The 15,452-nt window shown below is 46.7% G+C and carries 11 protein-coding genes; 7 read left to right on the top strand and 4 right to left on the bottom strand.

All coding sequences use genetic code 11. The features are described from left to right. Positions 1–514 precede the first annotated feature (514 nt). Positions 515–2,743, top strand: a complete 2,229-nt coding sequence (locus F4X88_19995) for an NACHT domain-containing protein (GenBank protein MYA58564.1) — start codon at positions 515–517, stop codon at positions 2,741–2,743. A gap of 329 nt (positions 2,744–3,072) precedes the next feature. Here F4X88_19995 and F4X88_19990 read toward each other — a convergent pair whose 3' ends face one another. Next, on the bottom strand, positions 3,073–4,554 hold the full coding sequence (locus tag F4X88_19990) for a hypothetical protein (GenBank protein MYA58563.1): 1,482 nt from the start codon (positions 4,552–4,554) through the stop codon (positions 3,073–3,075). Continuing rightward, complete coding sequence (locus F4X88_19985) at positions 4,508–7,309, bottom strand: hypothetical protein (GenBank protein MYA58562.1); 2,802 nt, start codon at positions 7,307–7,309, stop codon at positions 4,508–4,510. Before F4X88_19985 ends, F4X88_19990 begins: the two co-directional genes overlap by 47 nt. 304 nt (positions 7,310–7,613) lie before the next feature. On the opposite strand from F4X88_19985, the gene F4X88_19980 reads away from it, so the two are divergent. From F4X88_19980 to murB, 6 genes are all read left to right on the top strand, one after another. Next, entirely contained in the window at positions 7,614–7,892 is a 279-nt protein-coding gene (locus tag F4X88_19980; GenBank protein MYA58561.1) for a transposase family protein, read from the top strand. Next, on the top strand, positions 7,886–8,362 hold the full coding sequence (locus F4X88_19975) for an ISAs1 family transposase (protein ID MYA58560.1): 477 nt from the start codon (positions 7,886–7,888) through the stop codon (positions 8,360–8,362). The genes F4X88_19980 and F4X88_19975 overlap by 7 nt, the downstream gene beginning before the upstream one ends. Positions 8,363–8,374: 12 nt before the next feature. Continuing rightward, positions 8,375–8,788 carry an ISAs1 family transposase gene (locus F4X88_19970; protein MYA58559.1) on the top strand — a complete coding sequence of 138 codons (414 nt, stop codon included), beginning with the start codon at positions 8,375–8,377 and terminating at the stop codon, positions 8,786–8,788. 133 nt (positions 8,789–8,921) lie between these two features. Beyond that, entirely contained in the window at positions 8,922–10,064 is a 1,143-nt protein-coding gene (locus F4X88_19965; protein ID MYA58558.1) for a hypothetical protein, read from the top strand. Further along, positions 10,057–10,893, top strand: a complete 837-nt coding sequence (locus F4X88_19960; protein MYA58557.1) for a DNA adenine methylase — start codon at positions 10,057–10,059, stop codon at positions 10,891–10,893. The genes F4X88_19965 and F4X88_19960 overlap by 8 nt, the downstream gene beginning before the upstream one ends. A gap of 18 nt (positions 10,894–10,911) precedes the next feature. After that, the gene (gene murB / locus F4X88_19955; protein MYA58556.1) at positions 10,912–11,832 is read left to right on the top strand and encodes a UDP-N-acetylmuramate dehydrogenase; all 921 of its coding nucleotides are present in this window, start codon (positions 10,912–10,914) and stop codon (positions 11,830–11,832) included. On the opposite strand, the gene F4X88_19950 is transcribed toward murB, so the two are convergent. Both F4X88_19950 and F4X88_19945 read right to left on the bottom strand, forming a co-directional pair. Next, positions 11,819–13,012: a starvation-sensing protein RspA gene (locus F4X88_19950; protein MYA58555.1), complete on the bottom strand. Its 1,194-nt coding sequence runs from the start codon at positions 13,010–13,012 to the stop codon at positions 11,819–11,821. The two genes, murB and F4X88_19950, sit on opposite strands and share 14 nt — an antisense overlap. A 181-nt stretch (positions 13,013–13,193) precedes the next feature. Continuing rightward, positions 13,194–15,452 (bottom strand): hydantoinase/oxoprolinase family protein, encoded by a 2,259-nt coding sequence (locus tag F4X88_19945; GenBank protein MYA58554.1) that lies wholly within the window; start codon positions 15,450–15,452, stop codon positions 13,194–13,196.

Below are 15,452 nucleotides of genomic sequence, written 5' to 3'. Positions count from 1 at the left end.
CAGGAAAACCTGAAGCGGGATTTACCACACATCCCTTTTGCCGAAGACTTCTGGGGATTTGCCAACGCTGGTGCGCGATTGGCAGACCTCCACATCAACTACGAATCGCAGCTCGAATACGATAAACTCAATCCTATAGAGACACCGGGAATGCAAGTAGATTTGACTGTAGAGCGGATGAAATTCTCCAAAGACAAAACGCAGTTGAAATACAACGACTTTCTCACGTTAGAGGGCATCCCTCCGGAGGTGTTTGATTATCGGTTAGGGAATCGGTCTGCACTGGAATGGGTCGTGGATCAGTATCGTGTCAAGGTGGACAAACGGAGCGGCATCGTCAACAATCCGAATTGCGAGGAAGACCCGGAATATATACTTCGTCTCATTGGGCAGGTTATCACGGTCAGTTTAGAGACGGTGGATATTGTTGATGGATTGCCTGCATTAAAGCAGTAGGCACACGCCGTGTGCGGTAACCTGTTGACTAACATGAATTAAAACATGGAGGTAAACAATGGATCTTGAAATTGCAACCGAACTTCTCAAATCAGGAGTTGTAACAGAAATCTTCAAAAACGTCTGTGAGTTAACTGGAAAGGGGTATGACACATTAGAGGCAAAAATCGCTAACGCCTGTCACCAGTATGAGAAAAACTATAGACATCGGCACGGCGAAATCAAAGTCTCCTGTGCCGAGATGCGGAAACCAATACTGCTTGATGAGGTCTATGTGACAGTTCAGTTCTTAAATCAGCACACAGCATTACGGTATAGATCGTCCGAAGAGGTTGAACAAGCGTTCCGAGAAAGAAGTAGACTACATTTTGATTCAACCTCGGATGAACGCCAGAATGGAACACAAGCTGCCAATGACGAACAGTATCTAATGTTGCTTGGTGGTCCCGGTGTTGGAAAATCCACGTTTCTCCGAAAAGTTGGACTTGAAGCACTCAAGGGAAAGAATGGGAATTTTGAACACAAAAGTATTCCTGTCTTCCTTGAACTGAAGAGATTCACCGAGGATCAAATAGATATTGAAACACTGATTGCTTACGAGTTTGAAGTATGTGGTTATCCAGATCCAAAATTGATGACAAACGCTGCGTTGAAATCGGGTAGACTGCTGATACTCTTCGACGGGCTTGACGAGGTCCCAACTTCAAATGTTAACAATGTCATTCTTAAAATTGGGGATTTCGTCGATCAATATAGCCAAAACCGCTTTATCGCCTCTTGCCGGATAGCGGCGTACAAAGGAGGATTTAGGCGTTTTGTTGAAGTTGAGATGGCAGATTTTGATGATTCACAGATTCAGACGTATATCAAAAATTGGTTCGATTCAACACCTGATGAGTATCGTCGGCAGCTCCACGATGATATGGAAACAGCTAAGCACTGCTGGATGATGCTGAATGCAAGCGAGCATTCAGCAACCAAAGAGTTGGCACGAAATCCATTACTGCTTACGCTTCTGTGTACGGTCTACGATAGATCGCAAACTTTACCAAGAAACCGGTCAAGTCTTTATGAAAAGGCACTCAGCGTTTTTCTCGAAGAGTGGGCAGCTGAAAAATTAGTTCATCAAGGCGCGTCAATAAATCAATATTTGGATATTGCGGATGAAAAGAGGATGCTCTCTGAAATTGCGGCGAAAAATTTTGAGGCGAACCGTCTTTTTTTTAGTAAAAACGAACTCATTACACAGATTCGAGAATTCGGGGAGGGCAATGCGAATACACTGGAAACATTCAATGCTCCCAAAATTTTGGATACAATTCTTATAGATCAGGGGCTTTTCGTTGAACGCGTCAGGGGTTCCTATTCTTTCTCTCACTTGACGTTTCAGGAGTATTTAACGGCGAATTATATCGTAGGACATCCCCAATCAATCCAAGGATTAGTGACGGGGCATCTACACGATGAACATTGGCGTGAGGTATTCCTACTGACTGCTGGTTTAATGCGAGAGGCAGACGATTTGCTTGTGGCAATGGAAGTGGAAGCTTCTAAGTCGACAAACACTGATGGGCTCAAATCGCTGTTCCGATGGGCAAAACGTATTACAGACAGCACGGACAACCAATACAGTGGACTTACTAAACGAGCATTTGTGATCGATCAATACTTTTCTCTACATTGGTCTAATACAATTAAGAAAGAAGTTAAGGAGAATGTTAAATACGCCCTTCATTTCTATCGATACCTCAACCCAGACTCCTACCAAAGTCTCCACCTAGGCCCAAACCTAGGCCTTTACTTATACTTTTATCAAGACCTCCACCAAGACCTTCACCAAAATCTCTACCAAGATCTCTACCGGTATGTGGACCTTTATTTTTACCGACTTTTCTCCGCTGCGAACAGAGATCGATTTGATGAAGAGCTACGGGAACGCATAACACTTGTCAAACGTATGGAACAGATGAAAATCTTCAAAGGCGTGGATTTACAGCGAATGGTCGCACGATTCAACGAACAGCGGAAATTTATCAGGAGAGCAGGGAGAGGGGAATCTATTAAACCACCAGCAGAATCTATTCGCGACGCTTGGCTCTCTGTTTTGGGTATAACCAGCGACATGCTTGCGGTTTCAGACAAAGAATTAGAGAACTATTTTCAGTATTCCCGAGCGGTGGACCTCATCATTGCGTGCAAAGAAGCAGCTGGACGTGTTTCACCTAAAGTATGGCAGGAAATTGAAGATCGATTTTTCAATTGGGATGCAGAAAGGTTGGAAGGTTGAAAGATTAACTGGATTGTAGCACAGATGTCTTGGGTTTCACTGCGATGTCCGATACATTACGCCTCATAAAAACAGAAAGGATGTTTGAAGATTTTGACTTTTTCTTCTATACGTTCAACTTGGGGAAACACCCACACTACCGGGTTAATTAGTCAGAGAGTCGGCAATCGGGATCCCTCCTACAAAGGCAGCCAGCAGTTAGAAGGATCGGATTTCTAACACATAGTGCCCGAATACGCACCACGACCCCTCTTCCCGACAAAAACTTTACACACAATGGCGTAAGGGGAATTAGAGGTGAGAAAAGATTTAGATTAATCCTTGAGGATTTACATATAGTAACGAAATGAGGAATTCGGTTCACAGTTTGGACCCACTTCTGCCATAATACCCCCGACTCTCCGGGAAAAAAAGAGGGTCACGGGGTGAGCACTGCTCATGCTTGCTGTATTCCAATTCATACGGGCAAGCCCTAGGATATCTGAGGCGGCCTGATGCATGTCAATATCATCCTCACTCATAAGTCTTACAGGGGCAGGAATGTGTGGACCAGGATATGTCCGCCATTCAGGCATGTAACCTGTGGTAAACAGATATGTGGCTGTCTCATTCACTGTACATAGAGTCCCTCTCCTTGGTGGGTATGTTCCATACGTTAAGAGCCGAAATTGTGCCGGCATAATATTAATTAATTCCACTATTGGAATATCACGAAAACCATGGTGAAAACCTTTTTGTTCTGAGTCGTTAAATCTTGATGTCTTATGAAGCACAATACGCTGTGGATTACCACCTGTCTGTTCACTGTATTCTTGAAGAACTCGATCTGCAAGTTTGGCCGCCTGATTCTTTGTTAGATGCACATTGCGTCCCTGTTTTTCATGCCAAGGAATAGCTTCGCCACGCAGGGCAAACCCTTCGCCACGGGTTGAGAAGGCTTGTGCTAAACTTGAATAGACGAAATGTTGTTGAAGGGTTCGCAGGTGATGAAAACTAATACCCACAAAGCAGGTTTCTGGTCCGTCTGCCTTAAAACGCCATGGTATCCCACCGGCTTTGTAATAGAGAGCAACACTCATGTTCCAAGATCGTGTGGCAGCATCTTGATTAGTATCTTGATCTTCAAACAAATTACTTGTCCCAATTTGAATTGGAATTTCAAATTCCATCGTTCGAGCTTTCAATGCTCGTCTGAAATCCCGATTCAATAGATCTGACTCGGTCTCTTCTATATCATCAAATAAAAGTTGTTGTCCTTGTTCACGCGCTATATAACGTTCCTTAATAAGCCGCCGTTGCCTTGGAGTCAAAGAACTTGAAATACTCCAGCAAGTTTGAACCACCTCCTTAGGCAGACAACATATAACAATATCAGGGTGGGTATCGGCATTATCGGCTAACTCCTCTACTGCATCGGCATAAAGATCCAATACTGCCTCAAAGCGGGATGGATTATTTTTCGAGAGTGCGACTCCCAATTTATCACTACCGATTTCTATCATCCACTGTCCGCTCAAGGCAAGCGAAGCACGGAAAACAGATTCAAATCCGGGAAAATCCAGATACTGTGTAGAATCTTTAATGTCTGACGGAATCGGAGTGCCGCAACGTTCAAGCCATTCTATTCCGTTTTTTAGCAATTCGGCGTTGCCAACCAGACCGACGCGGATATCTCTTTTGCGTGCGGGACCAAAACGAAGATCAAAGGGGCCCGCTTCAGTGAGACCTATTTTCGGATCACTGAATGTGCCCGGTGAACCGAGTTCAATATTGGGTGTCGGTAATTGGGTGACTTTCATCTGAATTAACATCTGTTTCCCCTGCCAATTGTGGAATTGCTTCTGAGAATTCAGATTCCAACTGTGCTAATTGGCTTGCATCCAGTTTCTTATGCGATTCAATGCCCCATGCATTATCTCCAAAATCAGGTGCAACGGTCGCTGACAAGTTGGCTCTAATGCGGATTTGGCTTCTATCCAGTTTGTGCTTCTCGTTTGCTGAAATTATTTCCGTTTGGACATTGTCTGGACCTGTATTCAGTGCGAAAGTGCCATATTTGCCTTTCGAGAGCACCTGCGTCCAGAACACGAGATCGTTATGGATGACCTTATTATAGTCCCGACTCTGTCGCTTTGTAGAAAACCTGTTAACTAAATCCCCTGACAAAAGTGCTGCTTTCCCGTTAGTAGTAAAAACATAACTTGGAAGCAACACAAGCGTCCATACATCGCCAAAGCGTTCAAATCGAAACCAAAAAGACTTATGCTCCCAGTAACGATTTCTTTTTTTTACAACCGTTCGGGTTGCCTGACGTGAACGTGCTTGGTATCTGATTCTTCGAGGTCCCTCGTCAGTTCGAGGAAAATATGCGCGCATACGGTCTTTATCCACCCAGAGCCCTTGTGCTTCAAGGTGTCTATAGAAACATTCATTAATCAGCCAGATGAGGCGTTGCTCGCCGTAATTATTAGTAAACTCCTCAATCATCATCTTTCCAATATCGTTTGGGTCAATTACAGCATAGAGCGGATTAGCGGATGTTGAAAGATTATGGAAAGTAAAAAGTTGTCCACTATAAGGCATGAATGGCGGTAACCAATCCGCTCCCGTTTTTTCCCAGACTTCCTTTGCTTTGTGCATATCGGTCCCAGCATGCCAAATGACATCAGGAAGACTGACAACCTCAAGGAGATTGCTTGCATAGCGAGTGAAATGACGAGCACTGGAGGCAGTTTTGGTAACCTCATCAGCAACCTCTGGGCGACGGGAGATTGTTATCTCGAAAGCCGTATTGTTTTCAATAGGTCCAAAGCTCACTGCATTTTCATTTTTCTCGCTTTCCTGCCATACATCCGCTAGCCCTGAGCCGGCCTTCTCCATCTCTTCTGCACCATAGAACAAGTCTGCCACAACAGGGTTCCGATAGCCTCTAATGCCGCGTGCTCCCTTTTTGATTTCTGTTTCAAACGCGTCTTTTATCTCCTTTTGAGGTGTATCTATCACTTGGTCTATTACATCTCCAACCAATCCCCCTGGGTTGCGTACACGAATATGGGTTTCCTCAATCTCCATCACGATTGGTTCGTCCGTCTCGTAGTCCCGGTGGACAAGAGCATTGACAACCATTTCCCTCAAGGCATCTGGCGGATAAGGATAGACAGATCTCGAGTGCCTTCCTTCTTTTAAAAGGAATGATCGATTGACGCGAGAGAGCAAGATATAGATCTCTTCAAGCTGCCCCCAAAGGTTGCCCTCAATTACTTGCTCTATTACTTCTTCATCCAACTCGGCATCATCATCAGAAACATCGAGAACACTTCCAAGCCACTCTGGACTCCCTTTTAAACGCGCGACGACTTGAGCAGGTTGGATATGATGCTGTGGGATATCAGCAAAGAGTAGGTAACCTCCTACAGTTGGGAAAATGTTTCCTTCTTCTGTACGTGAAGCAAGTTCTTGATCGCACAACAATTGAGTAATCCAATCATCGTTCGTAGTTGGTGGAACGGGGATACCCATTTTTTCGCAGTATTGCGAAAGTCGAAACCTCATAGTGGGCCAGTCAAAATCGTCCAAACTTGATTCTTTGATAGGTTGCAAATCGTAGGAACGGACAACAGATTCTTCTGACTGCATTGTTGCTCGAACATGAGTAGAATCAATTTGTTGATCAATAACATAATCTGTCAATTTATCCATCACGCTGTCAAATCCATCAATGGGAACAACATGAAACGCTCTTTGAGTCTCACCAGCAAGTTCGTGTACGAACGGAGCCAAAGTGTCAGGACTTTCTTCTTTATAATCAAGCGCACACCAATAAATTCCATTTCGGTAATTTTCTGCTGCCGCAGCGTTATTGATGAGAAGATGTCTCATTACAGAAGGTTCCACGCCTCGATATCCTATAACAACCAAAGGATGGTCCCTCAAAAATGGTATCAGCCTTGAAACAAGGGCTTCATCTAGATGCGCTGTTTCCGTTAAAGTGTTTTTGTCATTGTAATTTTCAACGGAACCATGCAAATAAACAATTTGCGGATACCGCGGACTGGTTGATAACTTTGTATAGTCGGATGCCGTTTGAATGACATCAACATGGTGAAGACGACGATTTATTTTCCGCAAGTCCGGCAAAATTCTGTCAAAATTCGTTGTGAGTACGGTGCGAACGAGTTTCCGTGCCATAAGTTCTGCCATGTTCTTATATCCTCCGCTCGTTTGCACTTGTGTATTTAAAATTTCAAGAAGAAATGCTCGTCGCACTTCGCGCGGTTGAAGAATATTTTCTATAGTGGCGGGATAGTTATCTGCTCGCTGCCTATCTTTTCGATACCAATTATGGTTTTCTAACCACCGGTACCAGTCACTACGTCGAATGCGGGGATCCTCAGGAGAACGACTGTTTTCCCTACAATATCCCCACCTTGCGATTCTTTCAACCATTTCCCCAGCAAGCGGGATACCGGAACTAAGGGAAGCACCAGCACCAAGCAGGAAAATGGGATCAAGATCCTGTGCAAAAAGCGAACGTAAATGTCCAATAGTTGCTATTTGAAGTGCCAAAATGCTGTCCTCTCAGGTTATTGTGATAAATGCTCCAACTGTAAACATTCTGCCCCGATGGGTTTTGAAGGTCCATACCAACTTGCTTGTCTATAAACTAACCATTCTTAAATCAAGTATAGCATTAATCTGTGAGTGTGTCAAGTTCAAGAAGTCATCAATTCAGAGCCATTTAGTTTTAGGTTTTTTGGCAGATTTTTTTCACAATCGTTAATACTTTTCGGATAAGCAGATGTTGCGTGATTTTTCACGCAACATCTGCTATACTTCACCGTAAAAAATAGCACATTTTTTTAGGTGAATCATGACAAGAACATCTTCCTGCCACTTACTTGATATGTTAGCAACACTGCCAGATCCACGCAAGCAAAAAGGCAAACGCCATCCCTTGCGATCCATCTTAGGCCTCATCGTCGTCGGACTCATGTGTGGTCAGGGCAGCTACACGGCGATCGCAGCTTGGGCACGCAGGCACCCGTCCCTAACAAAAGCCTTAGGGTTCACACACCCGATATCGCCTTGTGCTGCGACGTTTCATAACCTCCTGAAGCGTCTGAATCCGGTGCGTTTAGAGCAATCCTAACGCAATGGGTCTCTCGGGTGTTTCAAGCGACACCTGAGTTGAAGAGCCGCCTGACAGCCGTTGCGATAGACGGGAAAAGTTTACGAGGCAGCGGCACCCGAGACACCCAACAGACGCATCTACTCGCAGCTGTCTCGCATGAGTTAGGGATTCCTCTCGCAGAATGCGCTGTGAGTGAAAAGACTAATGAAGTGCCGGTCTCTACGGAACTCTTGAAAATGTTTGATGTCGCTGGAAAGGTCATCACGACGGATGCGCTTTTGACGCAACGTCGGTTTTGCCAAAGCATCATCGACCATCACGGCGACTATGTGCTACCGGTGAAAGCGAATCAGAAACAGGTCTTTGATGACATCAAAGACCTGTTTCAACCTTTTTCCGAAAACGACCCACAAGCCATTGAAGAGAGAAGGTTTCAAACACTCCATACCCAAGCCAACGCACATCTTGATGAACATACCACTCAGTAAAAAAAACGCGGCATCCTCACGACCCGAACCCTTCGAGCCAGCACACTTCTCAACGAACATCTCAACTGGCCAGGACTCGCACAGGTCTATGAATACCAGACGCACCGAAAACATCTCGCAACAGGCGAAATCACACACGACACACAATATGGCATCACGAGTCTAACGTCAGAGAAAGCCACCGCTAAAGACCTCCTCACACTTCGAAGGGGACATTGGACCATAGAGAACAAACTCCATTGGACACGAGACGTCGTTTTCCGAGAAGATGCCTCACAGGTCCGAACCGCAGCAATACCCCAAATCATGGCAGCTTTACGCAATACAGTCCTTTCTGTTTTCCGGTTCAATGGCTATACAAAGATCACGCAAACTCTGCGATGCTTCGCAGAAAAACCTAAACTCGCAGTTAAACTCATTCAATGAACATTCTTAAAACTAAATGGCTCTGGTCATCAATTCCCCGTCAATTTGAAAATTGAAGTGAGTTATGTTATACTCTCTAAAGTAATGGCATATTTTGAAGGGAATCCATAAATTTTCGGAGTGGAGATATTCAGTGACGACGCTCTATTTGAAAGGCTTCATAAGAGATGCGACATATACACCACATCTTAACCCAGAGAAATTTGAAGCGTATGATATAAACCAATTTGATGTAAATCAAGCGCAGGCATCCGGACTCATTGATTTGGGAACATCAGGAAATAATCTGGCTTTTTCAAAATGGGTTTCGCCGAAACGGACCCGCTCTTACCCTTTTGCCCGGATTTATAACACGTTCCATTTCAACACAAAAAAGGTAACAATTATTCCGATTATCAAAGATGAGGGGGCAGGCACGCAGAATAATGACCGAATTAACTTCATCACATTTTCATGGATGAATCTCTTGAACATCTATATTATCTTAGCGTGGTATGAAGATGCGGAGAGAAAACCAAACACAACTGACCGAATTACCGATCAGACGCTGAATGTTGAGAGTGTCCGTGAAAAATTGTTTGAGGTGAGTCGGTATCAAATGACTGCGTTACATTGGAACACAACACACTTTGAGAGAGATTTTGAGGCAACTTACCTGAATGCAGTTGATGGATACAAGAAAATATCCCGGGAGAGAAACGTCGCCGTTCACAGTCCAAAAAACCACCTACAGACTCTTGAAAAATTTAAAGCGAATGGTCATTTTAGTTTAGCATCTTTTAAAGAGGCAAGTCTCCCACGCTCCTACGAAGCTGCCTATAGAGAATCCGTAACAACGCACATCTTAGAATCTCTTGAAGAAAATACCAAAGGCGTTTTCGACATTTCAAACTATCTTGGGGGACAATATTATTTAACCGCTGATGAAGTTTACTGGGAGAACAATCAGTTAGTCATACAAGAATCTAAAAACAGTAGCAGAGGGAAACTTCCGGCTGAAGATGACATCAAGGACGGACTGTTCAAACTGATTCTTTTTGCGAATATGGAAGAAGTGGCAATTGATGAAAGAACAAATATCCAGTTTACCACCCGATTGAAACTAACAGGTGACCTCATTGGTAACCTGCTTCTACCCTGCGCTACAGAGGATGTGTTTAATTTTTCTGCAGCAAATCGTTTGACGCAAACACATCAAAAAAGACTCATTTTGCTTAACCAAGAAGCAAGTCAAAATAACAGATTACAAATATGGATAACGGGTCGCCATGCGTAAATTAGCCAAAAGCCCACTGCGATATCCAGGAGGGAAATCGAGAGCACTCAAACAGATTTTGCCGCGGATTCCGGTGAATATATCGGAATTTCGAGAGCCTTTTGTGGGTGGGGGATCCGTCTTCTTTGCGATCCGAAGCCTTTTCCAAGATCGTATCAAATCCTATTGGATTAACGATCTTAACTATGACCTCTACTGCTTTTGGAAACAGGCAAGAGATCATGGGATCAGTTTAGTTGACGCACTCATAGAAAAACGCTCAACCGCTACAGATGGACGCGCTCTGTTTGAAGAACTAACAGAGGCAAAGGATAAACTAAGCCACAACCGAGAATTACTCTGCGAGTTTCAACGCGCCGTGCGCTTCTTCGTGCTCAACCGAATTACCTTTTCTGGCACGGTGGATTCCGGCGGATATTCGCAATCTGCCTATGAGAAGCGTTTCACGGATTCATCCATTGAACGTGTGAAAAACATTTGTCCTTATCTCTCCGGTGTCAAAATTACGAATGGAGATTATACCGAGGCACTTTTTCAAGATGGCGACCCCGATGTATTTATTTTTCTCGATCCGCCCTATTGGAAGGCAACTGAATCGAAATTATACGGGGTGAGAGGTGCACTGCATACGGCTTTCGACCATGTGCAATTCGCTGAGAACATGAGGGAGTGCCCACACAAATGGTTGATCACTTATGACGACTCGCCTGTCATCAGGAACCTTTTCGATTTTGCTGAGATTCAGGAATGGACGCTTCAATACGGGATGAATAATTACCGGCAAGGAAGTGCAGCAAAAGGAAGAGAGTTGTTTATCAAAAATTACTGAGTTGAGAGGAATGGCGATATGGAGTGGAAAGATGCGCTGCTGGACATCGTAAAGGATTCAGGTTCACGGATCCGGTTTGGGGAACCGCTCGCAAAGCATACCTACTTCGGCATCGGTGGCGAAGTGACCGCTTACATCGAAGTTAGCACGGTAAGCCAATTAGCAGCATGGGCACGTTTTCATGGGCAGTGGGAGGTTCCAGTCGCGATTATCGGTCGCGGCTCAAATCTGCTGGTGAGCGATACCGGCTTCAACGGCATCGGTATCAGGTTAATCGGGGAGTTGGCGAAACTACAGGTCGATGGGAACGTCGTTTCGGTCGGCGCAGGTCTTTCGCTGCCGAGACTCTCAAAGGTGATGTCTCGAGGTGGTCTGAGTGGTGTGGAATTTGCGCTCGGTATCCCCGGTTCCGTCGGCGGTGCCTTGATTATGAACGCTGGCGCATGGGGAAGTAGTTTCGGAGATGTCGTCACAGATGTCACGGTCATGGATGATACGGGTGAACTTGTCCCGTTAACCCACGCCGAAGCAGAATTTGAATACCGACGCAGCGGCTTGGACGCTTATTTTTGCGTCATAGGTGCGACGCTGAGACTCGAACCCGGAGACGCCGATACAATCACGACGCGGATGCAAGCGTTTTACAAGCAGAAAGTCGAAACGCAACCCTTCGCCGAAGAGAATGCCGGATGTATGTTCAAAAATCCGCCCGGCGATTCTGCGGGACGCTTGATCGACATCAGCGGTCTGAAAGGTCATCGTATCGGGGGTGCGGAGGTGTCCACGGTCCACGGCAATTTTATTCTCAATATCGACAACGCGACAGCAGCTGATGTGCTGGCGTTAGTCGCCTACATCCAAGAACAAGTGCGCGAGAAGACAGGGATCTCCCTCCACACCGAGGTAAAACGATTGGGATTCGACACTAAGGTCGGATAAGCGTGCCGTCCATTCGTCGCACGGGTGCCCACCCCCCGTTGAGTGGATGCTCTGGAAACGGGAAGCGTGCTGCGAGTTCTTCATCTACATCAATACCGAGACCCGGTGCCTCATTTACCCAAAAACAGCCATCCCGAATTTCAGGACACCCCGGGAAGACCTCTTTGGTGTTTTCGCCAAAGACATGCTGCTCCTGAATACCGAAGTTATAGCATGCGAGATCCAGCGCAACGTTGGCGGCATGCCCAACAGGAGAAACATCTCCAGGACCGTGCCATGCCGTGCGGATACCGAAGAATTCACAGAACGCGGCGAGTTTACGCGCAGGACTGATACCCCCGATTTGTGAGATATGCACCCGGATAAAGTCGATAAGCCGATCCTTGATAAGGTGAACGTATTCATTCGGGTTGTTGAACAATTCCCCCATCGCAATCGGGATACTCGTCTGTTGACGCATGAGTTGGAAATAATCAACGTCTTCAGGCGCAAACGGGTCTTCAAGGAAAAAGAGGTTATACGGTTCCAGTCCTTTCGCGAGATTAATCGCTTGGATGGGCGGGATGCGTTCATGCACATCGTGAAGGAGTTCTACCTCCTCGCCGAGATGTGTCCGTAAATGCTCGAAGAGTTTGATGACGGTATTGACATAAGGTGTCGGTTCAAAAGCGGGTGAACTTCGTCTCCCAGCACCTGCCCCATACGTCGAATATCCCGGTATTGCCACCTGTGCGCGGACATAGCGATAGCCCTGCTCCATATAACGGCGGATGTTTTCCTCCACCTCCTCAAAAGTGCCACCGCCTGCGTGTGCATAAAGTGTCGCCGCTTCTCGGCATTTACCGCCAAGCAATTGGTAGACAGGCATGTTGGCACGCTTGCCCATGATGTCCCATAAGGCGATGTCTACACCGCTGAGAGCGTTGTTCAGCACTGGACCATTCCGCCAATAGGAGCTGACGAAACTGGTCTGGAAGATGTCCTCTATGTTCGTCGGATCTTTTCCGATGAGAAAGGGCTTGAGATATTCATCGACGGCGGTTGCTACAGCGAGCGGACGCTGTGTAAACGTCGCACACCCGATCCCGTATAAACCGGGTTCACTCGTTTCAATCTTAACAACGACAAGCCGAGTACCATTCGGTGCCGTCAAAATCGTTTTTACATCCGTAATCTTCATTTTTTAATTTTACCTTGCGGTTCGGCTTTTAATTTTACCTTGCGGTTCGGTCAGGTAAGTTGCGCAGATGACGTGCTTCCGCGTAGATCCGCCTACGCCGATGTTGCAGGCTACAATCTGGGTGCTATAAAAATAAAGTATATCAAAGGGGATGTGCCGTGTCAAAGGAATTTGTCTACCTCTACTCTTTCGATAAAACAAGATTCTGGTAGGTATCAACAACGGCGAAGAAATCTGGGGGGACTACTGTTGTCGCGCTAAATTCTGTGACAATCGCGGGACCTGCGATTCGATTGCCAGGACGCAACGCCTCACGGCGGTAGAAATTGGTTGGGAGCACCTCACCTTCAAAGATAACAGGATTTTGGACCGTAAATGCTTCAGCGGCATCAGCATCAGCGATCGGAACTGATGCGATGGGCGGTTTGTCGGTCTCTCCAGTGGCTGTAAGTCGAAGGTTCACCACCTCCACTGGGGCATCGGTCCGGGCATAACCAAAACGCACCTCATGCGTAGCGTGAAATTTCGCAACAAGGGTTTCCACTATTTCGTTTGAAGACGTATGTTCCGTCAACCCCCCATATCCCCCCTTATCAGGGGGGCAGGCGATATTCAACTCATAAGACTGTCCCTGATACCGCATATCGAGCGAACGGTCAATTTTAAGTTGGTGCGGCGCGAATCCCTCAATCTCCATCTCATTTTCTGCGCGGGTCAGGAGTGTGCCAAAACCGGTGTTCAATGCTTTAACAAGATTTTCGCTACCTTCACTGTTCTTTTCAAACTGCCATAGCACTGTCCGTGAGTAATCTTTAACGACATCTGCGAAGAGCATCCCGTAAGCGGAGAGCAAACCGCCATTTGGTGGAATCAGCACGGTCTCGATACCGAGATTCTCCGCCATAAATGCAGCATGCAAACCGCCCGCCCCCCCGAAGGAGACGAGTGTGAAATCGCGCGTATCAAACCCACGTTCCACAGAAATGACTTTGATGGCGCGTTCCATCGCGGCGTTAGCGACCTTCAGGATGCCATCCGCCGCTTGTAGGAGTGGAACGCCAAGACGCTTTGCAAATTCTTCAATGTGTGTGCGGGTCTTATCGGCATCAAGGGACATCGCACCGCCTAAGAACTGGGCCGCGGCGATACGTCCTAAGTAAAGGTTTGCATCGGTTACTGTCACATCTGTCCCATTGTTTCCGTAACATATCGGACCTGGATCTGCGCCGGCACTTTCCGGTCCCACGCGTAGTGCACCGCCTGCATCCACAGTCGCAATAGAACCGCCCCCGGCACCGACAGTGTTAATATCAATCAGTGGCACTTTGATCGGGAGTCCACTAATCGTGCTCTCGGTCGTGAGGGAAATACCGCTATTGCAGAGACTCACATCCGTTGAAGTGCCCCCCATATCAAATGTGATGATTTGGTCGTAGCCAGCAGCCTTGGCGACTTGATACGCACCAATAACACCACCGGCGGGCCCGGACAGGACCGTGCGGATCCCCGCGGATTCACGGCTGTATCGCAAGTTTTCAGCTTGCAAGCTACGCTGAAAAATCTTGGCTGAAATACAACCGCCATTAGAAAGCATCAAACGGAAAGGTTTTTTAATTTTTCCTTGCGGATAAGTATCGGCACTCTGTTTCTCAACGTTTTTCGTGTTCGAGCCGCCCTCCATTGGCGCAAGCCGCGTGTGGGCTTGCGGGACAATACAGGCTACGGTTTCGCTAAAACTGCGCAGCAAGTCAGAATCGATCAGCGTAGAGAGATGCCGTTCCAAAGTGGGACGGATATACGCGTTCGCTACAGTGGTGCTGAACCGCGCATACTCTCGATATTCCGGCAAGACCTCGTGTGAACAGGAGACGGGTATACCGAGTCGTGAAAGATAGTTCGCAACAATCTGTTCGTTGTGTGGGTTGACGTAGGCAAAGAGGAAACAGACGGCGATGGCATCGAGTTCTAATGCGGAGAGTTCAGACGTGAGAGCTTCTAAATCGCTGGGTTCAATCTCGGTCTGGATTTCACCCGTGTGCAGTGTGCGTTCCGATATACCGAAGCGTCTATCGGCAGGGACAAGCGGCGCGGGTCGTTCCACGCAGAAATCATAGAGGTCCGGACGTGCCTGTCTCCCTATCTCTAAAATGTCCTCAAAATCCTTCGTCGTGACGAGGGCAATACGCGCCCCCCTGCGCTCAAGAAGTGCGTTCGTTGCGACTGTTGATCCGTGGACAATATCCGGCTTCCGTTCAGTATCGGTGTCGTGCTGATGCAAGATTTCACTCACACCTTGTATGACGGCGAGGGCGGGATTCTGCGGCGTGGACAGGACTTTGTGTGTGAACAGATCGCCATTAACACGCATCACAATGTCCGTGAAGGTGCCACCCGTATCAACCCCAATATTTTTAACTATCAAATCTGGTCGATGCTCCAT

The sequence above is a fragment of the Candidatus Poribacteria bacterium genome, assembly GCA_009839745.1.
Classification (GTDB): Bacteria; Poribacteria; WGA-4E; order WGA-4E; family WGA-3G; genus WGA-3G.
This window is presented reverse-complemented; position numbering and strand designations above follow the sequence as displayed.

Excerpts from the sequence above, each read along its gene's own strand:
- F4X88_19960 (MYA58557.1), top strand. The coding sequence starts at position 10,057 with ATGCGTAAATTAGCCAAAAGCCCACTGCGATATCCAGGAGGGAAATCG.
- F4X88_19945 (MYA58554.1), bottom strand. The coding sequence starts at position 15,452 with ATGGAGCATCGACCAGATTTGATAGTTAAAAATATTGGGGTTGATACG.
- F4X88_19990 (MYA58563.1), bottom strand. The coding sequence starts at position 4,554 with ATGTTAATTCAGATGAAAGTCACCCAATTACCGACACCCAATATTGAA.
- F4X88_19950 (MYA58555.1), bottom strand. The coding sequence starts at position 13,012 with ATGAAGATTACGGATGTAAAAACGATTTTGACGGCACCGAATGGTACT.
- F4X88_19980 (MYA58561.1), top strand. The coding sequence starts at position 7,614 with ATGACAAGAACATCTTCCTGCCACTTACTTGATATGTTAGCAACACTG.
- F4X88_19995 (MYA58564.1), top strand. The coding sequence starts at position 515 with ATGGATCTTGAAATTGCAACCGAACTTCTCAAATCAGGAGTTGTAACA.
- murB (MYA58556.1), top strand. The coding sequence starts at position 10,912 with ATGGAGTGGAAAGATGCGCTGCTGGACATCGTAAAGGATTCAGGTTCA.